The organism is Aeromonas sp. 130281 (assembly GCF_056642115.1).
This window is the reverse complement of record NZ_JBWVQS010000002.1, coordinates 525,051-548,613: the sequence shown is the minus strand read 5'-3', so window position 1 is coordinate 548,613 and position 23,563 is coordinate 525,051. Positions and strand designations below refer to the sequence as shown.

Genomic DNA, 23,563 nt, shown 5'->3' with positions numbered 1-23,563 from the left:
AATGGCGATCTTGCCAGCCGCTTGTTTATACCCTTTTCAGATGGAAAAAGATCGGCTTTCTGAAGAAGTTACACCTCCACCTTGCCTGCACCTGCCTTTTCGTCCAGCTGCTTGCGGGTCAGGGTCGAGACCAGCTTGTCGTCCAGGTAGATGTCCAGCAGCTCGCCGCGCATCTCCCCGCGCATCATGTCGCGATGGCCGTCGATGTAGTGGATCTCCATCTGGGCCGTGCGCTCGTCCGGGTAGCTCACCTTCACCTCGCGCACCCCTTGCGGCAGCATGGCGAGCGGCACCTTGTTGAGGGCCGGGTCCAGATGCTGGTTGACCTTGATCACCGCATCGGCCTTGTGATCCACCAGGGCCGGGGACTTGCCGGTGATGGGGTTCTTGCCAGACCAGAATTCGATGGTGTTGAACACGAACAGATCCGCCGTCGCCGCCAGGCCATAGACGGGGGAGAGCAGGACGAAGACACCGGCACGGCCGTAGCGATTGTCCACCACGCTGAGGTTGCCCTTGGTCACCATGGAGGAGAGCCCCATCTGCCCCATGCAACCGCCGAGCCCCATGCTCGCCACCGTCCCCAGCAGCAGGGCCAGGGCCCTGCCTTTCTGTCGTACTGCCATTGTTCTCTACCCGCTCAATGAAAAATGAGGCGGCAGCCTAAACAAGGGGGCGGGGCGCCACAATTCACAAGGCCGGGGTGGTACAGCCAGGGTTCAGCTTGGTGGCTCGTTCGCTCACTCTTTTGGCGATCTCGCCAGAGGGTGTCGCAACCGCAGGTGGCTCAGATGGAGAGTGCCGAGACCGTCTGGGAGACCCGGCTCGCCTCCTGGTGGATGTCGTTCATCAGCTTGTCCACCTCGCTGATTTGCTGCTTGCCGAGTTCGGCGCTGCCCGCCACCCCGGCCATGTCGTCGGTCACCCTGGCGGTCAGCTCGCGGTTCTTCTGCACCACCTTGGCTATCTCGGCGGTGGAAAGGGAGGTGCGGGCCGCCAGCTGGCGTACCTCGTCGGCCACCACGGCAAAACCCCGTCCCTGCTCCCCCGCCCGCGCCGCCTCGATGGCGGCGTTCAGAGCCAGCAAATTGGTCTGATCGGCGATGGCGCTGATGGTCGAGACGATGGCCTCTATGCTCCTGGACTGCTCGTTGAGCTGGCCGACGAGGGCGATGGCCTGATCCACCTGGGCGGCGATGAGGGAAGAGGTATCGACCACGGCGCGCAGCAGCTCGGCCCCGGCCTCGGCGCTGCAGAGGGTCTCCTGCGCCGTGCTGTGGGCGAGGCGGGCCGCTTCCCGGGTGGCGTGGTTCTGCTCGATGCGGGCCGTGATGTCGCTGGCGAACTTGACGACCTTCACCACCTTGCCGCTCTGATCCCGGATCGGGTTGTAGGTGGCCTCCAGCCAGACGGCATCCCCCCGGCTGTTGTGGCGCATGAAGAGACCGGACTTGAACTGGCCACGGGCCAGCTCCTCCCAGAATCTGGGCTGCTCGCGCAGGAAGGCCTCATCGCAGAAGATCCTGTGATGCTTGCCCGCAATCTCGTTCAGGCGATAGCTCATGGTGTCCAGGAAGTTGGCGTTGGCGTCGATGATCTCGCCGCTCGGGGTGAACTCTATCATGGCCCGGGAGCGGTCCAGCGCCTGGGAGAGCGCCTCCAGATGTTGCAGCCGCTGATGCCGGGCCGTCACATCGCTGGCCAGCTTCACCACCCGGGTCACCCTGCCCTGGGTCTTCACCGGGAAATAGCTCGCCTCCAGCCAGCGGGTCTCCCCCTGCCTGTTCACCCGCTCGAAGGTGCCGGACTGCGACTCCCCCTGGGCGAGGCGGCGCCAGAACTGCTGATAGTCGGTGGAGCCGGTCCAGCCCTCGGGGCAGAGCAGGCGGTGGTGGCGCCCCTGCAGCTCGCCCGCGCCATATCCCATCAGGCTCAGGAAGGGCTCGCTGACCTCCAGGATCTCCCCGTCCGGACTGAAGATGATGGTCGCGGCACTGCCCTTGATCGCCTGGGCGAAGCCCTGCTCTTCCTCGAGCCGGGCTTGACAGGCCTGCAACTGCGCCTTGAGTTTGTGATTGAACATGACACTCCTACCTCGTTGACGATCCGGATCGGCACCACAGCCTCCCCCACTGACTGTATCGGCCCCGCGAGTCTCAAGATGAGTGGTCAGATGACCTTGGACCACGGGGCGCGCAGTGTAGAGAAAAGCAACGCCGCCGCCAAGAGCGCCAGTACGTAAAAGAATCGACTCAGGATCACTGCGCCTCGCTCAGGGCGCCGGACACCACTCCAGGCAGGCCGGGTTGGAAACAAAACCGAGCCGCTCGTAGAGCGGACGCCTCTGCTCGCTGGCGTGCAGCCACAGCTTGCCCAGTCGCTGTTCCCGGGCATGGGCCGCCATGGCATCGAGCAGGACGCTCGCCATGCCCCGCTTGCGCCAGGCCGGCCGGGTATACATGTTGAGCAGATAGGCCTCGCGCCCCGCCAGGTTGCCCGGATAGGGGGGCCGCACGAAGAGCGCCAGGGTGCCGCACGCCACCGCTTCCCCGTCGACCTCCACCAGCCAGGAGCGGGCGCTGCCCTCTTCCTGCGCCCGGGTGAAATAGGCCAGCGTCGCCTGCCAGAGGGCGGGGTCCTCATCGGGCCGGGCAAGCTCCCCCACCTCGCAAAAGAGCGCCATGCGAAGATGCACCAGGGCGGGAATGTCGGCGGCCAGGGCCTCGCGAACCATCATCTGTCTCTCCTTGGGTGACATGACAGGAAGGGGCCCGCAGGCCCCTTCATCTGGCAGCCACGTTAATGGCCGCTGCGCCCCTTTGCAAGGCGCCAGCTGTCCAGCGACAGGGGGCCAGCCCCCCACACCGCCAGGGTCAGCAGCATCCAGCCCCACAGCTGGTGATCGTGAAAGCCCCCCGCCCACAGGGTGGGATAGGAGATGACCGCCATGGCGTTGAAGCCAAACAGCAGCAAGGCGACCGGACGGGTGAAGAGCCCCGCCAGCAGGAAGAGCGGCAGCAGCAGCTCGGTCGCGGTGCCCGCGTAGGCCGCCCACTGCCAGGGCAGCAGGGGCACCTGATACTCGAACTCGAACAGGTAGAGGGTGGAGTCCCAGGCCGTGAACTTGAGCCAGCCGGATCGCAGGAAGACGGCGGCGACCCAGAGCCTGGCCAGTAGCAGCAGGGCGCCGCTGCACCAGGGCAGGATGCGCTCGGCAAAGAGGCCAAGCGGCTTGGTGAGAGTCTGTGTTGTCATGGGGCAAGCTCCAGATCGACCAGCAGATCGAGGGTGATGAGGTGGGTCAGGTGCTCGGCCATGGCCGGCTCCCGGGCCAGCAGGCTGGCCAGCGGCCTGCCCTGCTGGCAGCCCTGCAGCAGGCGCCAGGCGGCGGCATCCAGGGGGATGGGCTCGACCCTGTGGCCGGGGCGTTTTTTCAGGGCCAGCCAGCAGGGGGCATCCAGCTCGCTGACCGTCTCCCCGCCGTGCAGGGCCATCTGCCAGAGCGCCAGCACCGGATGGCGGCTCTCGAGCAGCAGCAGATCGCAGGCGGGATGCAGCACCAGTCGATCCCACTGGGTCGGGGCAAGGGCGGCGAGCCGCTCGGCGGGCCAGCGCCTGGACTCTGGCGCCAGCAGGGCGGCGCGCTCCAGCTGCCACTCGAAGCGGGCCAGCTCCCCGAGCCAGGGCAGAGCCCGGGTGGTGGGCAAGCCTTCGAGCCAGGCGCCAAAACCCTCCCCGTAGTCCATGACGCTCCCCTCCTCCAGGGGCTCGGCCAGCACTAACCCTCGCGCCGCCGCCTCAAAGAAGGTCTCCCCCACCATGGCGCGTACCGCGGGATAGCTGCTGGCGAGCACCTCGGTGAGGCCGAGGATGAAGTTGTTGCGATAGATCTGCAGCAGGGCCTCGGGGGCAAAGCGCCCCGGCTGGATGCGCGCGAGGATGGCGTCATCCTCCCCGAGCAGACCGCTCGCAAAGCAGCTTTGCAGGGAGGCCAGCTCAGACATGGGCGGCCTCCCGGGAGGTTAGCTGCGCCGCGCTCAGTATGGCGTCGGCGCGTCCGGCCTCTTCCAGCAGCACAGGCAAGGGGGGTATCTCCAGATCCCACTCGATCAGGGTGGGGATGGCGCTAAGCCCGCAGACTTGCCGATAGAGCGCCCACACCGGCTCGGCCACAGGGGCGCTGTGGGTGTCGATATAGAGGTGCCCCTGGGGCAACTCCTTGTCGGTAAACCCGGCCAGGTGGATCTCCCCGACCGTCCCGAGCTCGATGGTGGCCAGGTAGTCGGCACAATCCAAGCCGTGATTGACGCTGCTGACATAAAGGTTGTTGAGATCGAGCAGGACGCCGCAGCCGCTGCGCCGCGCCAGCTCCGCCAGAAATTCAGCCTCCCCCATCTCCCCGGGCAGTTGCAGGTAGGAGGAGGGATTCTCGATGAGCAGTTGCCGGCCCAGGGCCTGCTGCACCCGCTCTATCTTGTCGCTCATGTGCGAGAGGGCCTCGCGGGTGTAGGGCATGGGCAGCAGATCGTTGAAATAGCGCCCGCCTATGCTGCCCCAGCTCAGGTGCTCGGAGACCCGCACCGGCGAGATGGCCGCCACCAGGGCCGCCAGCTGGCGCAGGTGCGCAGGGTCGAGCGGGTCGGCGGAGCCAAGCGACATGCCGACCCCGTGCAGGCTGACAGGGTAGTGCCCGGCGAGCTCGGCCAGCACCTCGAAGCCCTTGCCGTGGCGCTCGAAGTAGTTTTCGCTGTGCACCTCGAGCCAGCCTACCCCGGGCAGGGTCTGGCGGATCTCGTCATAGTGGGGGGGGCGTAAACCTATACCGATCAAGGGGTTCATGGCGGGGCTCTCTCAAAAGATGAGGGCCATGATGTGGCGGGCGCCACACCATGGCACAGTGCTTACTTGGGTTGCAGCGACCCGCCAGCGAGCTTCTCGCACAGGCCCTTGGGCACCACCACGAAGGCATCCCCCTGGGCATCCATCTTGGCGGTACCGGCGCAGGAGCCGCCCTTGGTGGCGCAATCGTTCTTGCCCGCCTTGACCACGCCGTAGCACTTCTCCTTGTCGTCCGCCGCCATGACTGGCGCGGCGATGAACTGGGCACCCAGGGCCAGCAGACCCGTCATGGCAGAGGCAATGGCAGTACTCTTTTTCACGTTCATGTCCATATTCCTTATTGTCGTGAGTGGTGTCTCCGGCGCATCTCATCCGGTTACGTCCAATAGAACCGGACGAGGGGAGAAAAGATTTCCCCAAAATTGAAAAAAACCTGAAAAAAACCTGAAAAAAAGCCAACAAAACACCAATAACATATTGTTTTTAATGGATATAAATTTAATCAAAAAATGGGGGATATGCGGCGGCCCGGCCATCCCTTATCAAGGGGCCTTGCGCCGCCCTTGCCAAGGACGCCGGGATAACGCCCACCTTGCTCCGCCACCGCACAGCCACCACAACAAGAGAGGGGCACATGGCCCCTCTCTTTTCCCAGACGAGCGCCTTCCCGAGGCGCTCGCTCACCCCTTGCCCCCGGGCTCAGGTGGTCTTGACACACTTTTGCACGAAGCTGTTCTTGGCCGCCCCGGCGAGCTTCTTGTCGGCGGCTGCCTTCTCGCACTGGGCCGTCTTGTCGGTGGCGGCGTCCGTCTTCACGCACTTCTGGATAAAGCTGTTCTTGGCCGCTCCGGCCAGCTTCTTGTCGGCGGCCGCCTTCTCGCACTGGCTCGCCTTGGTGCTGGCCGAGGCATCCTTGACGCACTTGCCCACAAAGTTGGTCTTGGCGGCGCCCGCCAGCTTCTTCACCGCGGCCTGCGCCTCGCACTCCTGCTGTGCCGCGCTGTGGGCCGTCCCCATACCGAACAAAAATACCGTCATCAGGATGGCAATGAATTTCATCTGGCAAACCCTCGTTGTTGATTTGACTGTGATTCTGGCGACAAAGGGACAAGGCTCAGCGCCCCTCTCCTTTCAGGTTGCACTATAGTCGCCCCGTTTGAAGACAACCAAGCCGCCCCCTGTGTTCCGCCAGAGGCGGGAGCGGGCGCACCTGGGGGAGCGTGACCAGAATGCCCGCTCTTTTAGTCTCTTTTGTGAACAATGGCCCTATAGTGTCTTGAGTCCCTCTACCCAAAGGTGCCCCATGAACGCTCCTCGCCCCCCCAGATGCACACTGTCACTGCCCATCTTCATCCCGGGTCTGCTCTTCATCCTCGGGCTGCTGGCCGTCTGCTCCCTGGCGCCGGAGGCGGCCGCCCGCTTCTTCGGCAGCGGCCAGAGCTGGATAGCCGATCACTTCAGCTGGTTCTATGTGCTGGTGGTCGGCATGTTCCTGATCCTGCTGCTGGTGCTGGCCTTCAGCAGCTACGGCAACATCCGGCTCGGGCCGGACGACGCCAGGCCCGAGTTCAGCTTCACCTCCTGGCTCGCCATGCTGTTTGCCGCCGGCATGGGCATAGGGCTCATGTATTTCGGGGTGGGCGAGCCCATGACCCACTTCGTCTCCCCGCCCCAGGCGACCCCCCTGACCCCGGTTGCCGCCCGCGAGGCCATGGTCACCACCTTCTTCCACTGGGGCTTTCACGCCTGGGCCATCTACGCCATCGTCGGTCTGGTGCTGGCCTACTTCGGCTTTCGCTACAACCTGCCCCTGACCATACGCTCGGGCCTCTACCCCATCTTCAAGGAGAAGATCCACGGCCCGCTCGGCCACGCGGTGGACGTCTTCGCCCTGGTGGGCACCATCTTCGGCATCGCCACCACCCTAGGTTACGGGGTCTTGCAACTGTCGGCGGGGATCACCCGGCTCACCGGCATGGACACCTCGGGGGAGCTGTTCCGCTTTGGCCTCATCGGGGTCGTCATCGCCCTGGCCGGTCTGTCGGCGGTCACCGGGCTCGACAAGGGGGTCAAGCGCCTCTCCGAGCTGAACCTCTTCCTCGCCATAGTGCTGCTGCTGTTCGTGCTGGTGGCCGGCCCCACCCAGTACCTGCTGGGGGCCCTGTCCGAGAACATAGGCAACTATGTCTCCTCCTTGAGCCAGCTCACCTTCCGCACCTTCACCTACAGCGAGACCCGCCAGGCGGGCTGGTTTGGCAACTGGACCCTGCTCTACTGGGCCTGGTGGATCTCCTGGTCCCCCTTCGTCGGCCTCTTCATCGCCCGCATCTCCCGCGGGCGCACCCTGCGCGAGTTCATCCTGGGCGTCTTGTTCGTGCCCACCGCCTTCAACCTGCTGTGGATGACGGTGTTCGGCAACGCGGCCATCTGGGCCAGCCAGCAGGAAGGGGGCCAGACCCTGATCGACTCGGTCGGCAACATAGACACCCTGCTGTTCAACTTCTTTGACCTCTTGCCGGGGGCCGACATCACCTCGGCGCTGGCGGTGATCCTCATCAGCGTCTTCTTCGTCACCTCCGCCGACTCGGGGGCCTTCGTCATCGACAACATCGCCACCCAGGGCAAGGAGGGCTCCCCCATCTGGCAGCGCCTGTTCTGGGCCCTGCTGCTCGGTGTCACCGCGGGCACCCTGATGAGCACGGGGGGGCTGGCGGCGCTGCAATCCATGACGCTCATCGCCGCCCTGCCGTTCGCCTTCATCATGGTGCTGCTCTGCCTCGGTCTGGTGCGCGGCCTCATCGCGGACAAGGAGCACTCGGCCAGGCGCCTCTCCCCCGCCACCGATTTCTGGAACGGCAAGCAGTGGCGCACCCGCATGGATCACCTGCTGAGCCCCTCCACCGAGGAGGATACCCGCAGCTTCCTGCAGGAGACAGCCCTGCCCGCCCTGACCGCCCTGTGCCGGGAGTTCGAGGCCCGCGGGCTCACCAGCCGGGTCGAGCAGGATGCGGATCAGTGCCACCTGCTGGTGCCTCAGGAGGGACGACGGGACTTCTGCTACGGGGTGCGCATCGAGGCCCGCCCCGCCCCCGCCTTCAACCCCCTGGAGGCGACCCACAACCACGATCCCGAGGCCCGCATCTTCGAGCCCATCACCTTCTTCGCCGACGGCCGCGCCGGTTACGACATCCAGTACCTGACCCGGGACGAGCTGAGCGCCGATGTGCTGCGCCAGTACGAGCGCTATCTGGTGCTGAGCCAGGACCAGGGGCAGGATCTGCTGAGCGGCGCCCCCGAACATACCCCGCCCGAAACCGGGGCCTGATGGCGCTGTCATGGGCAAACGGGTAACGCCCTGGCCCGACAGGAGAGCAGGAGCCCAACCCGAGCAATAAAAATCCCCCATCTAGGGGGATTTTTATTGGCAGTCATTTGGCTAGTTGACGGAAACCCACGGCACGCCCCTCTGCCATACCCAAAACTGTAATTGTTGAGCTGGCGCAAAAAACGCAGATCATCCTGATAGTTGCGTCACTTTCTGACTGGTTTGCGTATGAGGCTTGAGGATATGCTGGTCATTCGGCGCCTACAGCACCATCCGGGCCCCGCCCGCTGGTCGATGGAGCGCATTGGAAGCTGTAATCCAGGGGCGGTAGCGTGGATTTTGTCTGCCATCCTCAGGGGCATTGGGACATAGGTTGGTGCTCAACGAAGTGAAGAAAAGCCCAGCAGACGAAAAATGAGTTCTGTAATAATAAAATTTATACACTTCCATCAATCAAATAATTAACCACTAACTTAATGATATAAATGACATTTACCTCATTACTTGTAGGCATATAAAGTAACACAATGACCAGCCCCCTCTAAACAATTAGACAACCTAGCACCACATTGGCCTAAAAACATGACCAAGGATTATTAATGAAAGATATTGACAGGATAAATAATGAGTATCTTAAATATGGATACAAAGAATTTAAACATGATATAAAAAATGGTTTTTTATCATTTCTCTATACCTCTGGGCCTTTTAGAAACGTTGAGATAATAAAATTAAAGACCGAATCAAACACGAATGCCTTTGAATCTGAACTGAAAAAAATGGGATATAACACTTTAGTTATAGAAAAACATTCTGCAACAAATGAGCGACTTTTCAACAGTTTCTTTCATGTATCAGACTATCGAGAAAAGATAACATATGATTATCAATCATACACAAAATCAATAAGCGAGAAGTATAGCGATACACACGCATATGAATATTTAAAAGCGCCATACATTATTGATGGAAATATTGGTGTATCAGACATACCACATGAAATATTATCAAGACTTAACATACCAAAACCAATACTTTTCGTAGTGGAAGCTGCGGCTGGCTTTGGTAAAACCAGTTCCGCTTATGAGTTGGCATCGCAGATAAATAAAATTTCAGAAAGAATACCATTACTTGCTGAACTATCAAAAAATCGACAAGCTAGAATATTTAAACATATTCTCTTGGATGAAATTGATAAATCATTTTTAGGCTTAACATCCGGTCTGGTTAAAAGTGAAATAGAAAATGGTAAAATAATAACCATCCTAGATGGCTTCGATGAACTACTAAAAGATGACAATAAAAATGAAAGTGACTTCGTAAACAAAGAACCTATGCTTGAAACTATTGGTGATTTTTTACATGGCACCGCAAAAATAATATTAACAACCAGGAGAACGATGCTCTTTGATGGTGATGACTTCCATACTTGGGCAGAAAAAAACAATGCTAACTTTCAATTAGTCAAGATACAAATCAATGAACCATTGGTTACAGACTGGCTAAATAAAGAAAGATATGAAATGTTACAGAAAGCTAACGTAGAAATCGATTCTATTGCTAACCCAGTAATGCTTTCATTCCTCAGATATATATCCACTGAACGATTGCAGGATATTTTTTCCAGCCCAGAGAGTTTGGTTGATAACTATTTTGGATTTATACTTGATAGAGAGCAATACAGACAAGACCTTAAAATGCCAGCCTCAAAACAAAATGAGATAATAGATATAGTAGCATCTGACATGATATTAAATGACTATCGTGCCGAAGAAAGAAGCTATATTGTTGAACTCATCAAAATAGAGGGTGAAGATCTAATAGATGAATGCATTGATACATATGCTGCCACCGAAAGACCTACTTCTGATGCTATATCAAATAAACTCGCTAGCCATGCTTTCTTCGATAGAAGCTCAAGAAATCCAACTAAAATAGAATTTATTAATGAATTTGTATTTGGGCACTACGTTTCAAGATTTTTAAATGCAAACACTGAATGGATAAGTGATGATTGGAAGATAATTGGCCCGGCCATACTCTCATTTAGAACAAGATCAAAAGAAAATAGAATTAAACTATGGGACAGATTAAAAACATCTCTAGAGTTTGTCACTACAACGAGAAAATCTAGGACACCCACCTTTCTGTGCCAGCCATTACTCGGCTGGCTAGCTCTCTCATCACACACTGCTCCTCCAAGAACCCGCTAGAGATCGGGTAAGCAAGCGATTTTTACTTGGTGAAACCTGGGACACCCACCTTTTTGAGCCAGCCATTACCTGGCTGGCTATCTCTCTCATCACACACAGCTCCTTCAAGAACCAGCTAGAGAACGGACAAGCAAGCGATTTTCACGTGGCGGGCCGCGTGTTCAGAAAGCAAAATCTGGGACACCCACCTTTATCAGTAAGTCATAACCAGGTCGGTTATCGCCATGGTGATGAATGGAGGGACGAGGAGCCAGGGTCAGAAACGACAATCAGGTCGCTCTGGCGCGAAAAATCCTTATTCAGACAACGCTATGCTCGGCATCGGATGACATGCCGGGGTTTGATATTAAGCGGGAGCAGTGATTCAAACAGGCGGCTGGTGACATCGTTGCTGACCACAGTGCTGCGCAAACTGCTGACAGTGGTCTTTGTCACCCACCACTCTGATGCCCTGGCGCCTGAACAGTGTCACTTGTTTCAACCAACGGGCACCATCAAGGCCCAATCGCGCCAGAATGGGAGCCAGGTGAGCAGGAATATAACCCCGCTTGTCAGCTCTTATAGCGCGACCTGTCCAATCCACCAGCATTAGATAATCGGTAAAGGCATAAGGCAGGCCCTCCGGTTGGGCTTGGCTTGCGAATGGCAGCAACAAAGGTGGCAATGGCGCGTCTGGTTGCTCTCCCTCAAAGCGTTGCTTGATGCTGGTGTAATCGCTCTCCTCAGGTCGGTCCGCCAATGCCGCCCGTATCGGGTTGAGATCAACGTAGGCCATGCAGGCCAGCAGGGCTGATTCGGTGAGCAGAGCCTGACTCTTGAAGCGCCCTTCCCAGAAATGGCCCTTGCAGCCATCTTCCCGATTCGCCTGCCGTGCCAGGTTTTCATTGAGCAGCCGCACAAACCAGCTGATGGAATAAAGCCGCTCCCGCCACTGCCCTATCAGTTGTTGCACCACAGTCCGTTCGGGCTCAATCAGGGATTCGCCCTGATACCAGCGCCGCACCAACAGCGGCCACTGGAACAGTGCCGCCCAACGTTCGGCCACCTCCCGCTCACTCCAACTTGCTGCGGTGTCGGGCTCCACTTTGAGCACCAGGTGATAGTGGTTGCTCATCACCGCATAAGCGCAAATACCGATGGCAAACAGTCGCGACAGTTGACCCAACTTGTCGACCACCCATTGACGACGATGCTCGTAACTCTGACCAGAATGGGCATCTTCCCCGCACAGAAACGCTCGCCGCACGCAGCGGCTGACCACATGGTAGTAACAAAAACCTGGGACACCCACCTTTCTGAGCCAGCCATTGCTTAGCTGGCTATCTCTCTCATCACACACAGCTCCCCCCAAGAACCCGCTAGAGATCGGGTGAGCAAGCGATTTTTACTTGGCGGGCCGCGTGTTCAGACGTGGTAATACCTGACACCAAAAAAATGCCAAGGGGGTAAAACGGGATCTAACGGATTAACAAGGTGGCTGGTGACATCGTTGCTGACCACAGTGCTGCGCAAACTGCTGGCAATGCTCCCTGTCACCCACCACTCTGATGCCCTGACGCCTGAACAGTGTCACTTGTTTCAACCAACGGGCACCATCAAGGCCCAATCGCGCCAGAATGGGAGCCAGGTGAGCAGGAATATAACCCCGCTTGTCAGCTCTTATCGCGCGACCTGTCCAATCCACCAGCATTAGATCGAAACCTGGGACACCCACATTTCTGAGCCAGCCATTGCTTAGCTGGCTAGCTCTCTCATCACACACTGCTCCCCCAAGAGCCCGCTAGAGATTGGGTAAGCAAGCGATTTTTACCTGGTGGCCGCGCGTTCAGACGTGGTAATGCCTGACACCACACAAATGCCAAGGGGGGGGTAAATCGGGATCTAACGGATTAGCAAAGTGGCTGATGGCATCGTCGCTGGCCGCAGTGCCAGGCAAACTGCTGGCAGTGGTCTTTGTCACCCACCACTCTGATGCCCTGGCGCTTGAACAGTGTCACTTGTTTCAACCAACGGGCACCATCAAGGCCCAATCGCGCCAGAATGGGAGCCAGGTGAGCAGGTATATACCCCTGCTTGTCGGCTCTTATCGCGCGACCTGTCCAATCCACCAGCATTAGATAATCGGTAAAGGCATAAGGCAGGCCCTCCGGTTGGGCTTGGCTTGCGAATGGCAGCAACAAAGGTGGCAATGGCGCGCCTGGTTGCTCTCCCTCAAAGCGTTGCTTGATGCTGGTGTAATCGCTCTCCTCAGGTCGGTCCGCCAATGCCGCCCGTATCGGGTTGAGATCAACGTAGGCCATGCAGGCCAGCAGGGCTGGCTCGGTGAGCAGGGCCTGACTCTTGAAGCGCCCTTCCCAGAAATGGCCCTTGCAGCCATCTTCCCGATTCGCCTGCCGTGCCAGGTTTTCATTGAGCAGCCGCACAAACCAGCTGATGGAATGAAGCCGCTCCCGCCACTGCTCTATCAGTTGTTGCACCACAGTCCGCTCGGGCTCAATCAGGGATTCCCCCTGATACCAGCGCCGCACCAATAGCGGCCACTGGAACAACGCAGCCCAACGTTCGGCCACCTCCCGCTCACTCCAACTTGCTGCTGTGTCGGGCTCCACTTTGAGCACCAGGTGATAGTGGTTGCTCATCACCGCATAAGCGCAAATACCGATGGCAAACAGTCGCGACAGTTGGCCCAGCTTGTCGACCACCCACTGGCGACGATGCTCGTAACTCTGACCAGAATGGGCATCTTCCCCGCACAGAAAAGCTCGCCGCACGCAGCGGCTGACCACATGGTAGTAAGGCGTATCTTGCAGGCTGATTTGACGTGAACGGGCAATGGTCATGGCTCACCCCCTGGGCTGTGACCTCTCAAGCCAAGTACACGACTAAACCGCTGTCAAAAAGGTGGGTGTCCCGATTTAAGGTGTAGGGTGTCCCGATTTAGGGTGTACCGCCATCAGGCCACGTACGGGGTGAGCAAGTCATGGCTGCGCAAGTGCTGATGCCCCCAGAAAGCCATCAGCAGTACTAGGGCACCGGCACATAGAACAACGAAGAAACCGGCCCGGACGCCTCCTTCATCCACGACCTGACCAGATACCGCCGCCCCCAGGGCAACCCCGACGTTCAGGCCGGCCAGCAGCCAAGTCATGCCCTCGGTCAGGCGATGCTCAGGGACCAGACGTTCGACCAGGGACATCGCCACTATCATGGTGGGGGCAAAAAACAGTCCGGCGATCAGCACGGCAACCGCCAGCGCGGGAATGCTGCCCACCAGCAGCAGCGGCAGCGTGGTGATGGACGTCGCCAACCCGCCCAACAGCAGCAGGCGATGCAACGGGGTTTGCAGCTTGAGTGCCCCAAACAGCAGCCCCGCCAGACAAGAGCCTATGGCGTAGGCCGACAGCACCAGACTGGCCGCCGCCGGTTGACCCCGTTGCTCTGCAAAGGCCACGCTGACGATGTCCACTGTGCCGACGATGACCCCCATCGCCATCATCAGCGACACCAGCAAGCGCACACTCACCAGCCGGATCACTGTGCCCGAATCTTCGGTGGTGGCGCCTTGCACCTCGATCGGCGGCTCGGTTTCGCGCTGCACGACCAGGGCGGAGACCCCCAGCATCAACAGCAGCGCCGCCGCCATCGGGCCAGCCTGAGGGAACAAGATCACGCAAAGCCCCACCGACAATGGTGGCCCGGCGATGAAGGTGACTTCATCAAGTACGGTTTCCAGCGCATAGGCGGTCTGCAAGCTCGGCTGTTCCCGGTAGATGGCCGTCCAGCGTGCCCGTATCATGGCCGACATGCTTGGCATGAAGCCGGCAAGCAAAGCACCGATGAACAGGGTCCAGTCGGGGGCTTGCCACCATGCGCTGACGAGCAGGAGCAACAAGCCGATGACGCTGATGGCAGTGGTCACAGGCAGCACCCGACCCTGCCCAAGCCTGTCCACCAGCCGTGAAATCTGCGGCGATAACAGGGCATAAGTCAGCACAAAAGCCGCCGACACGGCCCCCGCCAAGGCATAGCTGCCACGCAGTTGCGCCAGCATGGTGATGATGCCGATACCTGTCATGGGCAATGGCAGCCGGGCCAGCAAGCCCGCCAGGGCAAAGCCCTTGCTACCGGGGGCGGTAAAAAGGGTGCGATAAGGGTTGGTCATCTCGATTTCTCCATAGGGTTCTGCTTGTCACGGCATCGCTGTGCCGTGACAATACATACATTGCGTATGAATAAAACATACATACGCACTGAATGTAAACAAAGATACGCATCGTATGTAAGGAGAAGACTATGGCTCGCCGCACCCGCGCCGACATGGAAGCAACCCGCGCCACCTTGCTGGCGACGGCCCGCAAGGTGTTCAGCGAACATGGCTATGCCAGCACTTCGATGGACGATCTCACCGCACAGGCCAATCTCACCCGAGGTGCGCTCTATCATCATTTCGGCGACAAGAAAGGATTGCTGGCGGCGGTCGTAGTGCAGATCGATGCCGAGATGGATGCCCGCCTGCAGTCCATCTCAGATAGCGCCGAGGATCCCTGGGACGGCTTCTGTGCACGCTGCCGAGCCTATCTGGAAATGGCACTGGAGCCCGAGATCCAGCGCATAGTGCTGCGTGATGCCAAAGCGGTGCTGGGGGGAACCACACCGGAAGCGCAGCGCCACTGCATCGCCTCGATGCAGCAGCTAATCCACCGATTGATCCAGCAAGATGTGGTGGTCGAAGCCGACCCTGAGGCGCTGGCATCGCTGATCTACGGCAGTCTGGAGGAGGCGGCGTGCTGGATTGCCGAAAGTGAAGAAGGCAGTGTGCGCCTGGCTCGAAGCGTAGCAGCCCTTGAGTTGCTGCTACGCGGGTTGCGAGTGAGGTAGGGATCTGGGACACACAGCTTTATCAGTGTCAAAAATGTGGGTGTCCCAACTAACCCCTCCAACTAACCCCTCCTCCTCCAACTTATCCCTCCCAACTTTCCCCTAATCGTTTGCAGGCCGATCGCCGGGCTGCTGCACCGCCAGCAGCGTTGTACCGTAGGAGTTGTCCACTGTGCAGCGCCACTGACCGCAGGGCTCTTTGCGAAACACATAGGTGGCGCGGCGGGTTTCATCAATCCAGCCCTCGCCGCCCGGGTAGCGCAGCCGGGTCTCCATGATCACCAGGGCGTTGTCGGCCCCCTCTATCACCTCCATGGCCCCCTGGGTCACCTCAAGGCGGCCGTCAAAGTACTCGGAGATGGCGGTGAAGGCGCGGCGGATGGCGGGAATGCCGCGCACCACCATGCCGGGTTTGACCACCAGGGCTGCGTCCTCGGCGTAGAAGGTCATCAGGGCGTCGAAGTCGCGCCGGGAGATGGCGGCGTCACAGGTCTCGATCAAGGTGCGAAGGGGATGCTGGCTCATGTCGTGCTCCTTGTTTCAGGGTCATTATCCAGGGCGGGGTTTCCCGCCCTCTGCCAGAAATAAAAAATCCCCCGCTCTCGTGATAAAAGCGGGGGATCTTCAGCGTCTCATGGCGACTTAGCCGAGCAGGAAGGCCTTGAGGCGGCCAAAGTCTGCGGGCAGGTTGTGGGAGAGCAGCGGCAGCGCGGCATGCTTGGCAAGCGGGCCCGGCAGCGGCACATCCAGATTCAGGATCTCGTCCACCGACTCCTTGAACTTGGCCGGATGGGCGGTGCAGAGGAACACCCCCACTTCATCTTCAGCCAGCTGCTCGTTCAGCAGATCCCAGGCAATGGCGCCGTGGGGCTCGCACAGGTAATCGAGCTGATGCAGGCGCTGCAACGCATCGCGAGTCTGGGCATCGTCACGCATGCCTGACCCCAGGGTCTCCAGCGCCCAGCCTTCCCGGCGGCACAGCTCTTCCACCCGTGGCCAGTTGTTGGGGCGGCTCACGTCCATGGCGTTGGAGAGGGTCGCGACCGTCTGGTGCGGCTCCCAACTGCCGGTTTTCAAGTAGCGCGGCACTGTGTCATTGGCGTTGGTGGCGGCGATAAAGCGCTTCACCGGCAGCCCCAGCGCCTTGGCGATAAGACCCGCGGTGAGGTTGCCGAAGTTGCCGGACGGCACGCTGATGACCGCCTTGGCGCGATCGGCCTTGGGCAGCTGGGCCAGGGCCTCGAAGTAGTAGCAGACCTGGGCCAGCAGGCGGCTGATGTTGATGGAGTTGGCGGAGTTAAGGCCAATCGCCTTCTTCAGCGCCTCGTCGTCGAAGGCATCTTTGACCAGCGCCTGGCAGGCATCGAAGTCGCCGTCGATGGCGATGGTGCGGATGTTGCCGCCCAGGGTGCAGAACAGCGCCTCCTGCAGCGGGCTTATCTTGCCCTTGGGGTAGAGAATGACCACCTCGATCCCCTCCAGGCCGTAGAAGGCGTGGGCCACGGCGGCGCCGGTGTCGCCCGAGGTGGCGGTGAGTATGGTGATCTTGTCGTTGGTGCGGAAGGTCGCCAGGCACTGGGCCATAAAGCGACCGCCGAAGTCCTTGAATGCCAGGGTCGGGCCGTGGAAAAGCTCGAGGGCATAGGTGCCGTCTTTCAGCTTCACCAGGGGCGCCGGGAAGGTAAAGGCAGCATTGATCAGCTCGCTCACCTTAGACTTGGGCACTTCGTCCCCCAGCAGGTGGCTGATGATACGCGCGGAGCGCTCGGCGAGCGGCAGCGCCAGCAGGGCATCCACGTCGTCCAGGGGCGCGATGGTTTCGGGGAAGAAGAGCCCCTGCTCGCGGCCCAGACCCTGGCGCACCGCCTGGGCGAAGCTCACCTGTTCACTCTTGTCCTTGATATTGTAAAGATTCATAGCTCGCTTCCTGTTACCCGTGCCCCGGCCATGTCGAGTTTGCAAACCCGGGCAAATCCATCTTCGTTCTGCACGAAATGTGCGTCCATCCAATCTTTCATGCGCTCGGCCTGGGCCAGATCCTTCATCACCACGAACACGCTGGGACCTGAGCCCGAGATGCCGGTGGCCAGCGCCCCGTTCTGAGCGGCCTGGGCCCGCACTTCGGCAAAACCTTCAATGAGCGCCGCGCGGTACGGCTCGGCAATCACGTCCTTCAATACGCTCGCCGCCAGCCCCTCCTGCCCGGTGTAGCTGGCATGCACGAAGGCGGCCAGCCGGCGGCCATAGGTGAGGCAATCCTGACGGCGATACTGGGCCGGCAGAATGGCGCGGGCGGCGGCGGTGGAGACCACTGTCCCCGGATAGCAGACCACCCAGTACCACTGCTCAAACACCGGGATACCCTGGCTGATGACGCCGTGCTCTTCCAGCACCAGCTGCATGCCGCCGAGATAACAGGGGGCGACGTTGTCGTAGTGGACGGAGCCGGAGATCTTGCCTTCCATCTCCCCCATCAGCAGCAGCAGGTCGTGTTCATTGAGGGGGGCGCCGTGAAAGGCGTTGAGGCCTTCGAGTGCCGCCACCACGCTGCAGGCGCTGGAACCCAGACCCGAGCCCACCGGCAGGTTCTTCTCCAGCACCATCTCCAGCGGCTTGAGTCTCAGGCCGCGCTTCTCCAGGGCCTCGCCATAGGCAAGCCAGCAGTCATGGAGGATGTTCTTCTTTGGATCATCCGGCAGCTTGTGGGCATAGCGGCCCACGGAGGAGAGGGCAAACGCCACATCGGCCGCCTTCACCTGGACGCGATCCCCGAGCAGGGAGCCATCCACGGGGGCGAGCGCCGCCCCCAGTACGTCAAAGCCCACGCTCAGGTTGGCGCTGGAGGCCGGGGCATAGGCGACCACGCTGCCGCCCTGCGCCATGGCATCTTGTTCAAAATCGGGGTTCATCGCTGAACTCATGTTACAGCTCCTGCTTCCAGTTCTGGGTGCGCAGCACGTCGGCGAAGACACCGGCGGCGGTCACTTCGGTCCCTGCGCCATAGCCGCGCAGCACCAGGGGGATGGGCTGGTAATAGGTGGAGAAGAAGGCGAGCGCGTTCTCCCCGTCTTTTACCTTGAACAGGGGCTCGTCGGCACCGACCGCCTTGATGGCGACCTTGCACTTGCCACCCTCGATGGAGCCGACGTAGCGCAGCACCTTGCCTTCCCGCTGGGCGGCCGCGAACTGATCGCGGAACCAGCCGTCGGCTTCCGGCAGGCGGGCCATAAAGGCTTCCACGTCGCCGCTCACATCAAAGCCCGGCGGCAGTGCCTGCTCCACTTCCACATCACAGAGCTCCAGCGCCATGCCGGCCTCGCGGGCCAGGATCAAGAGCTTGCGGGCCACGTCCATGCCGTTGAGATCGTCGCGGGGATCCGGCTCGGTGAAGCCGTTGCTGCGGGCGATTTGGGTCGCCTCGGAGAAAGCCATGCCCTCATCCAGCTTGCCGAAGATGAAGGAGAGTGAACCGGACAGCACGCCGTCGAAGGCGCGCAGCTTGTCACCTGCCTTGATCAGGTTCTGCAGGTTCTCGATGACCGGCAGGCCGGCGCCCACGTTGGTCTCGTACAGGAACTTGCGGCGGGTCTGACGGGCGGTGCGGCGCAGCGCCTTGTAGTAATCCAGCGATCCGGTATTCGCCTTCTTGTTCGGGGTGACCACGTGGAAACCGGCGGCCAGGAAGTCGGCGTACTGGACGGCAACGGCCTCGCTCGAGGTGCAATCGACGATCACCGGGTTGATGAGGTGACTCTCTTCCACCAGCTTCTTCACCGCCTCCAGGCTGAAGCTGTCACGGGCTTCCACCAGTTGCTCACGCCAGTTGGCGAGGCTCAGACCATCCTTGTTGACCGCCATCTGGCGGCTGTTGGCGATACCGACAACCCGCAGGCCGGTGCCCTGCTCGGCCAAGACCGGCTGCTGGCGGGCAATCTGATCCACCAGGGCCGCGCCGACGCCCCCCACACCGACCACGAAGAGATCGATGAACTGCTGGCTGCCGAAGAAGTTCTGGTGGCAGGCCTTGATGGCTTCCGCCACCTTGCGATCCCGCACCACGGCGGAGATGGAGCGCTCGCTCGAGCCCTGGGCGATGGCGACTATGTTGATGGAGGCCTGGGCCAGAGAGGTGAAGAAGCGCGCCGCCATCCCCTTGGAGGTGCGCATGCCATCCCCGATGAGAGAGATGATGGCGAGATCTGTCATGATCTCGAGCGGATCCAGCAGCTGGTTCTTGAACTCCAGCTCGAACTCGCGCTCCAGCACCTTGCGGGTCTTGTCGCTGTCATAGCTGTGGATACAGAAGCTGACGCTGTACTCGGAGGATGATTGGGTGATCAGCACTATGCTGACCCCGGCGCGGGAGACGGCGGAGAAGATGCGACCGGCCATGCCCACCATGCCCTTCATGCCGGGGCCGGAGACGTTGAACATGCACATGCCGGAGAGATCCGAGATGGCCTTCACTTTCAGGTCATCATCCCCCTGCTCGACGCCGATGAGGGTGCCCGGCCCCTGGGGGTTGAAGCTGTTCTTGATGAGGCAGGGAATGTGGAACTGGGCCACGGGGGCGATGGTTTTCGGGTGCAGCACCTTGGCGCCGAAATAGGAGAGCTCCATCGCCTCTTTATAGGAGAGGGTTTTCAGCAGGTAGGCATCCGGCACCAGGCGCGGGTCGCAGTTGTAGCAGCCTTCCACGTCTGTCCAGATCTCGCAGCATTCGGCATCCACACAGGCGGCCAAGACGGCGGCCGAGTAGTCGGAGCCGTTACGGCCCAGCAGCACGGTCTCGCCCTTGTCGCTGCCACCGGTGAAGCCCGGCATCAGGTAGAGGCAGTCGGAGCGCAAGCCCTTGGCGGCAAAGCGCAGGCGGGAGGCCTCGATGTCGACGTGAGCCTCCAGATAGCCGCCGTCGGTGACCAACAGCTGCTCCGGCACGATGAGATCTAGTTCGAGGCCGCGCACCCGCAGCAACTCGTGCATGAAGGCGATGGAGAGGTTCTCCCCCCGGCTCAGGATGCGGGCCTGGACGTTGTCCGGGCAGAGCCCCAGCAGGCGGATGCCCTGCATCAGGCGCTCCACCTGATCCAGCTCGGCGGTGAGACGAGCCTGCAGCGCCTTGTCATCCAGCGCCGGGTAGGCTGCCTTCAAGCCCGCCAGCAGGCGGGAGAAGATGCCGTTGATCTCGAACAGGGTACTGCTTGCATCCATGCCGCGACTGGTCTGCTCCACCAGGGCGACCAGGTGGTTGGTCACCTTGGCCGGTGCCGACAGCACCAGGGCAACCTGGGATTGGCCGTGGGTGTTCACCGCGATATCGGCGACCCGTAAGAAACGCTCTGCGTCGGCCAGTGACGACCCGCCAAATTTCAACACTCTCATCGCTTTCTCTCCCTGTAAATCTATGAAATTCAATCTAAAAACCAATCCAACAAAAAGGCCCGTACTGGGTGGGTACGGGCCTTTTAAGATTTCTGTGCTTGTTCGTCAGCGCATCAACCGGCCCCAGTGCCACCTGTGGTGGTACCGGTAATAATGGTGGTGGTGATGATGTTGGTGAATAGCTGCATGACGAACACTCTTGAACGAAACTGGTTGTTAGCAATACCTTGCCGGACCTTGGGCTGTCAACCTAAACCTCCTTGCCAAACTTGCGGGCGAGGTCTTTGCAGAGCAGATGCAGCATATTCAGATCCCGCTGCGGCAGCATGGGCACTCGGTCCATCACCCATTGATGCAGCTTTTCATCCTGAGAAACTCCGAGTTCACCAAGCAATTCTGCTGTTTTTGATTTGAGTACGCGAACCTGCCCGGCACCATCAATATTTTCTGCTACTGCCTGGGGTTCGTCCAGCAGGGGACTCATCTCGTAGGCATACAACATGATCGCCTGCCCCAGATTCAAGGAGGGATAACTCACCTTGAGGGGCAGATAGCTGATGAGATCCACCTGGGCAAGCTGTTCGTTGGAGAGACCCGACTCCTCGCAACCGAAGACGATGGCCACCTTCCCAAGGGAGGGCTTGGCGCGGATCTGATCGCGGATCTCGGCCGGGGTGAGGTAGTGCTGATAGCGGCCGCGCTGGCGGGCCGTGGTGGCGACCACCAGATCCATGTCGGCCAGAGCCGCTTCCAGGGTGTCGAAGGCTTCTGCCTCGGTCAGGATCTCCTGGGCGCCATGGGCGACCCAGCTCGCCTCCTCCTCTTCGTGTACCCGGCTCCCTACCAGTCGCATGGCATCGAAGCCCATGGTTTTCATGGCGCGGGCGGCCGCACCCACGTTCGCCGCGCGAGCGGGGGCCACCAGTACAAAATAGAGTTTCATCGGGTATCTCCTGAACAGGGCCAGCGCCGCGAACTGCAGCAAACCGCTGGCAAAACAGGGGCGCAATCTACCGTTTATCCCCGAACATTGCCACTTGAACAGATGTTTGGATGTTGCCATAGTGGCCGGACGAGTGGGTCCCCGCCCTACCGGCACAGACGCCATGGGCCCGATACATCACAAGGAAGAGAGAGATGCAGCAGCCATTGGAACAGGCGGTCGCCGAGACGATCTTGCAGCGTTTCGAATCGTTTTACAGCCGCTTTCTCGAGATAACCCAGGGCAGCAAGAGCCGCTTCGAGAACAGCGACTGGTTGGGGGTGCAGCTCGCCGGGCGCGAGCGCATTCGCCTCTATGATCATCACGTCGGCGCCACCACGGCCCTCATCAAGCAGATGATGGGGGAGCAGCTGCCGACCCAGGCCCTGCTCAAGCAGGTGAAGGGGGCCTTCAGCGATCTGCTGCCCCGCTGCGAGAACTTCGAGGTGGCAGAGTCCTTCTTCAACTCCGTCTATCGCCGGATCTTCCGCCATCGCAACATCCGCGACGAGAACCTCTACATCCACCCCTTTCGCAGCCGGGGTGAGCACCCGGACTTGAGCGCCTTGCTGCGAGTCTATCGCACCGACCTTGCCCACCTGCCCCAGACCCTGAGCCAGCTGCTCGGGGATTACAGCTTCACCCTGCCCTTTGAGGACAAGCAGCGGGACATCATCGACATTCATCGCCATCTGGCGGAGAGCGGCCCGACCATACTGCACGAGGAGCCGTTCGCCATCGAGCTGCTCAAGGAGGTGTTCTACCGCAACAAGGGGGCCTATCTGGTGGGGCTCATTCGGGTGAAAGGCGAGGTGCATCCCTTCATCCTGCCCCTGCTCAGCACGGGCCAGAGCATCTATGTGGACACCGTCATCTTCGAGCCTGAGCTGGCCTCCATCGTATTCGGCTTCGCCCGCGCCTACTTCATGGTCTATGCCCCTGTGCCGGCCCTGTTCGTGCTCTTCCTGCGCCAGATCATGCCCCGCAAGCCGGACTACGAGATCTACAACGCCATCGGTTGCCAGAAGCACGGCAAGACCGAACTCTATCGTCACTACCAGCAGCACCTGGCCCAGAGCCGGGAGCAGTTCGTCATCGCACCCGGCATCAAGGGGATGGTGATGAGCGTGTTCACCCTCCCCTCCTACGACGTGGTGTTCAAGGTGATCAAGGACGAGTTCACCCCACCCAAGGATGTGAGCCACGAGCAGGTGAAGGCGAAATACCGGTTGGTGAAACAGCACGACAGGGTGGGCCGCATGGCCGACACCCAGGAGTTCACCAACTTCGAGTTTCCCCTGGACCGCATCTCCCCCGAACTGCTGGCCGAGCTCAAGTCGGTGGCCCCCTCGGCGCTCACCATCACCGCCGACAAGCTGGTGATCAAGCACCTCTACACAGAGCGCAAGATGATCCCGCTGAACCTCTATCTGGATCAGGCGGACGAGCATCAGACCCGGCTCGCCCTGGAGGAGTACGGCAACGCCATCCGCCAGCTGGCGGCGGCCAACATCTTCCCCGGGGACATGCTGTTCAAGAACTTCGGCGTGACCCGCCACGGCCGGGTGGTGTTCTACGACTACGACGAGATCTGCTACATGACGGAGTGCAACTTCCGCCAGATCCCGCCGCCGCGCTACCCGGAGGACGAGTGGAGCGCCGAGCCCTGGTATTCGGTGGCCCCGAACGACATCTTCCCCGAGGAGTTCGCCACCTTCCTGCTGCAAAAACCCCAGGTGCGGGAGATCATGATGCAGCTGCACAAGGAGCTGTTCGATGCCAACTACTGGAAGATGCTGCAGGGCAACATCAAGGAGGGGGTGTTCGAGGATGTCTATCCCTACAGGCGCAAGAAGCGCTTTCGCTTTCAGCGGGGGGGATGAGCCCGGCTGAAACAGCAAAAAGGGACGCCGTGGCGTCCCTTTTTCTGGCGTCAGGCTGCGA

20 protein-coding genes are annotated in these 23,563 nt (G+C 60.2%); 4 read left to right on the top strand and 16 right to left on the bottom strand.

Annotated features, from left to right (window positions below; genetic code table 11):
* Positions 1 to 68: 68 nt before the first annotated feature.
* The 8 genes from AC1IN8_RS09450 to AC1IN8_RS09415 all read right to left on the bottom strand — a co-directional run bounded on the left by AC1IN8_RS09450 (position 69) and on the right by AC1IN8_RS09415 (position 5,898).
* Complete coding sequence (locus AC1IN8_RS09450) at positions 69 to 626, bottom strand: DUF3332 domain-containing protein (protein ID WP_265435435.1); 558 nt, start codon at positions 624 to 626, stop codon at positions 69 to 71.
* Positions 627 to 787: 161 nt separating this feature from the next.
* Positions 788 to 2,083 carry a methyl-accepting chemotaxis protein gene (locus AC1IN8_RS09445; protein WP_479758713.1) on the bottom strand — a complete coding sequence of 432 codons (1,296 nt, stop codon included), beginning with the start codon at positions 2,081 to 2,083 and terminating at the stop codon, positions 788 to 790.
* Between the two features lie 189 nt (positions 2,084 to 2,272).
* Positions 2,273 to 2,737, bottom strand: coding sequence for a GNAT family N-acetyltransferase (locus tag AC1IN8_RS09440; protein WP_479758712.1), 465 nt, complete (start codon positions 2,735 to 2,737; stop codon positions 2,273 to 2,275).
* 62 nt (positions 2,738 to 2,799) lie between these two features.
* Positions 2,800 to 3,255, bottom strand: coding sequence for a DoxX family protein (locus tag AC1IN8_RS09435; RefSeq protein WP_479758711.1), 456 nt, complete (start codon positions 3,253 to 3,255; stop codon positions 2,800 to 2,802).
* Complete coding sequence (locus AC1IN8_RS09430) at positions 3,252 to 4,004, bottom strand: HvfC/BufC family peptide modification chaperone (RefSeq protein WP_479758710.1); 753 nt, start codon at positions 4,002 to 4,004, stop codon at positions 3,252 to 3,254. The genes AC1IN8_RS09435 and AC1IN8_RS09430 overlap by 4 nt, the downstream gene beginning before the upstream one ends.
* Positions 3,997 to 4,839, bottom strand: a complete 843-nt coding sequence (gene bufB, locus AC1IN8_RS09425; RefSeq protein WP_479758709.1) for an MNIO family bufferin maturase — start codon at positions 4,837 to 4,839, stop codon at positions 3,997 to 3,999. The genes AC1IN8_RS09430 and bufB overlap by 8 nt, the downstream gene beginning before the upstream one ends.
* 62 nt (positions 4,840 to 4,901) lie before the next feature.
* Complete coding sequence (locus AC1IN8_RS09420; protein ID WP_139439338.1) at positions 4,902 to 5,165, bottom strand: BufA1 family periplasmic bufferin-type metallophore; 264 nt, start codon at positions 5,163 to 5,165, stop codon at positions 4,902 to 4,904.
* Positions 5,166 to 5,538: 373 nt separating this feature from the next.
* A complete protein-coding gene (locus AC1IN8_RS09415; protein ID WP_479758708.1) occupies positions 5,539 to 5,898 on the bottom strand; it encodes a hypothetical protein in 360 nt (119 codons plus the stop codon).
* Positions 5,899 to 6,142: 244 nt separating this feature from the next.
* Between AC1IN8_RS09415 and AC1IN8_RS09410 the strand changes: the two genes are divergently transcribed.
* Both AC1IN8_RS09410 and AC1IN8_RS09405 read left to right on the top strand, forming a co-directional pair.
* On the top strand, positions 6,143 to 8,164 hold the full coding sequence (locus tag AC1IN8_RS09410) for a BCCT family transporter (RefSeq protein ID WP_479758707.1): 2,022 nt from the start codon (positions 6,143 to 6,145) through the stop codon (positions 8,162 to 8,164).
* A gap of 599 nt (positions 8,165 to 8,763) precedes the next feature.
* Entirely contained in the window at positions 8,764 to 10,377 is a 1,614-nt protein-coding gene (locus AC1IN8_RS09405; RefSeq protein ID WP_479758706.1) for a hypothetical protein, read from the top strand.
* A gap of 364 nt (positions 10,378 to 10,741) precedes the next feature.
* Here the strand turns inward: AC1IN8_RS09405 and AC1IN8_RS09400 are convergent, their stop codons facing one another.
* The 3 genes from AC1IN8_RS09400 to AC1IN8_RS09390 all read right to left on the bottom strand — a co-directional run bounded on the left by AC1IN8_RS09400 (position 10,742) and on the right by AC1IN8_RS09390 (position 14,539).
* On the bottom strand, positions 10,742 to 11,668 hold the full coding sequence (locus AC1IN8_RS09400; RefSeq protein ID WP_479758762.1) for a transposase: 927 nt from the start codon (positions 11,666 to 11,668) through the stop codon (positions 10,742 to 10,744).
* A 598-nt stretch (positions 11,669 to 12,266) separates the two neighbouring features.
* Complete coding sequence (locus AC1IN8_RS09395) at positions 12,267 to 13,217, bottom strand: transposase (RefSeq protein WP_479758705.1); 951 nt, start codon at positions 13,215 to 13,217, stop codon at positions 12,267 to 12,269.
* 113 nt (positions 13,218 to 13,330) lie between these two features.
* Positions 13,331 to 14,539: an MFS transporter gene (locus AC1IN8_RS09390; protein ID WP_479758704.1), complete on the bottom strand. Its 1,209-nt coding sequence runs from the start codon at positions 14,537 to 14,539 to the stop codon at positions 13,331 to 13,333.
* Between the two features lie 131 nt (positions 14,540 to 14,670).
* On the opposite strand from AC1IN8_RS09390, the gene AC1IN8_RS09385 reads away from it, so the two are divergent.
* Positions 14,671 to 15,255 carry a TetR/AcrR family transcriptional regulator gene (locus tag AC1IN8_RS09385; RefSeq protein WP_319913265.1) on the top strand — a complete coding sequence of 195 codons (585 nt, stop codon included), beginning with the start codon at positions 14,671 to 14,673 and terminating at the stop codon, positions 15,253 to 15,255.
* A 102-nt stretch (positions 15,256 to 15,357) separates the two neighbouring features.
* Here the strand turns inward: AC1IN8_RS09385 and AC1IN8_RS09380 are convergent, their stop codons facing one another.
* The 5 genes from AC1IN8_RS09380 to AC1IN8_RS09360 all read right to left on the bottom strand — a co-directional run bounded on the left by AC1IN8_RS09380 (position 15,358) and on the right by AC1IN8_RS09360 (position 21,580).
* Entirely contained in the window at positions 15,358 to 15,780 is a 423-nt protein-coding gene (locus AC1IN8_RS09380; protein ID WP_479758703.1) for a YybH family protein, read from the bottom strand.
* A gap of 117 nt (positions 15,781 to 15,897) precedes the next feature.
* Positions 15,898 to 17,172, bottom strand: a complete 1,275-nt coding sequence (gene thrC, locus AC1IN8_RS09375; RefSeq protein ID WP_479758702.1) for a threonine synthase — start codon at positions 17,170 to 17,172, stop codon at positions 15,898 to 15,900.
* On the bottom strand, positions 17,169 to 18,137 hold the full coding sequence (gene thrB, locus AC1IN8_RS09370; RefSeq protein ID WP_479758761.1) for a homoserine kinase: 969 nt from the start codon (positions 18,135 to 18,137) through the stop codon (positions 17,169 to 17,171). The genes thrC and thrB overlap by 4 nt, the downstream gene beginning before the upstream one ends.
* A gap of 40 nt (positions 18,138 to 18,177) precedes the next feature.
* Complete coding sequence (gene thrA, locus AC1IN8_RS09365) at positions 18,178 to 20,637, bottom strand: bifunctional aspartate kinase/homoserine dehydrogenase I (protein ID WP_479758701.1); 2,460 nt, start codon at positions 20,635 to 20,637, stop codon at positions 18,178 to 18,180.
* Between the two features lie 250 nt (positions 20,638 to 20,887).
* Positions 20,888 to 21,580, bottom strand: a complete 693-nt coding sequence (locus AC1IN8_RS09360) for a tRNA/rRNA methyltransferase (protein ID WP_479758700.1) — start codon at positions 21,578 to 21,580, stop codon at positions 20,888 to 20,890.
* 194 nt (positions 21,581 to 21,774) lie between these two features.
* On the opposite strand from AC1IN8_RS09360, the gene aceK reads away from it, so the two are divergent.
* Positions 21,775 to 23,502 (top strand): bifunctional isocitrate dehydrogenase kinase/phosphatase, encoded by a 1,728-nt coding sequence (gene aceK, locus AC1IN8_RS09355; RefSeq protein WP_479758699.1) that lies wholly within the window; start codon positions 21,775 to 21,777, stop codon positions 23,500 to 23,502.
* The last annotated feature ends 61 nt before the right edge of the window (positions 23,503 to 23,563 follow it).

Excerpts from the sequence above, each read along its gene's own strand:
- AC1IN8_RS09360 (WP_479758700.1), bottom strand. The coding sequence starts at position 21,580 with ATGAAACTCTATTTTGTACTGGTGGCCCCCGCTCGCGCGGCGAACGTG.
- AC1IN8_RS09450 (WP_265435435.1), bottom strand. The coding sequence starts at position 626 with ATGGCAGTACGACAGAAAGGCAGGGCCCTGGCCCTGCTGCTGGGGACG.
- AC1IN8_RS09395 (WP_479758705.1), bottom strand. The coding sequence starts at position 13,217 with ATGACCATTGCCCGTTCACGTCAAATCAGCCTGCAAGATACGCCTTAC.
- AC1IN8_RS09440 (WP_479758712.1), bottom strand. The coding sequence starts at position 2,737 with ATGATGGTTCGCGAGGCCCTGGCCGCCGACATTCCCGCCCTGGTGCAT.
- thrC (WP_479758702.1), bottom strand. The coding sequence starts at position 17,172 with ATGAATCTTTACAATATCAAGGACAAGAGTGAACAGGTGAGCTTCGCC.
- AC1IN8_RS09435 (WP_479758711.1), bottom strand. The coding sequence starts at position 3,255 with ATGACAACACAGACTCTCACCAAGCCGCTTGGCCTCTTTGCCGAGCGC.
- AC1IN8_RS09410 (WP_479758707.1), top strand. The coding sequence starts at position 6,143 with ATGAACGCTCCTCGCCCCCCCAGATGCACACTGTCACTGCCCATCTTC.
- aceK (WP_479758699.1), top strand. The coding sequence starts at position 21,775 with ATGCAGCAGCCATTGGAACAGGCGGTCGCCGAGACGATCTTGCAGCGT.
- AC1IN8_RS09390 (WP_479758704.1), bottom strand. The coding sequence starts at position 14,539 with ATGACCAACCCTTATCGCACCCTTTTTACCGCCCCCGGTAGCAAGGGC.
- bufB (WP_479758709.1), bottom strand. The coding sequence starts at position 4,839 with ATGAACCCCTTGATCGGTATAGGTTTACGCCCCCCCCACTATGACGAG.
- AC1IN8_RS09380 (WP_479758703.1), bottom strand. The coding sequence starts at position 15,780 with ATGAGCCAGCATCCCCTTCGCACCTTGATCGAGACCTGTGACGCCGCC.
- AC1IN8_RS09415 (WP_479758708.1), bottom strand. The coding sequence starts at position 5,898 with ATGAAATTCATTGCCATCCTGATGACGGTATTTTTGTTCGGTATGGGG.
- AC1IN8_RS09430 (WP_479758710.1), bottom strand. The coding sequence starts at position 4,004 with ATGTCTGAGCTGGCCTCCCTGCAAAGCTGCTTTGCGAGCGGTCTGCTC.
- AC1IN8_RS09420 (WP_139439338.1), bottom strand. The coding sequence starts at position 5,165 with ATGAACGTGAAAAAGAGTACTGCCATTGCCTCTGCCATGACGGGTCTG.
- thrB (WP_479758761.1), bottom strand. The coding sequence starts at position 18,137 with ATGGCGCAGGGCGGCAGCGTGGTCGCCTATGCCCCGGCCTCCAGCGCC.
- thrA (WP_479758701.1), bottom strand. The coding sequence starts at position 20,637 with ATGAGAGTGTTGAAATTTGGCGGGTCGTCACTGGCCGACGCAGAGCGT.
- AC1IN8_RS09445 (WP_479758713.1), bottom strand. The coding sequence starts at position 2,083 with ATGTTCAATCACAAACTCAAGGCGCAGTTGCAGGCCTGTCAAGCCCGG.
- AC1IN8_RS09385 (WP_319913265.1), top strand. The coding sequence starts at position 14,671 with ATGGCTCGCCGCACCCGCGCCGACATGGAAGCAACCCGCGCCACCTTG.
- AC1IN8_RS09405 (WP_479758706.1), top strand. The coding sequence starts at position 8,764 with ATGAAAGATATTGACAGGATAAATAATGAGTATCTTAAATATGGATAC.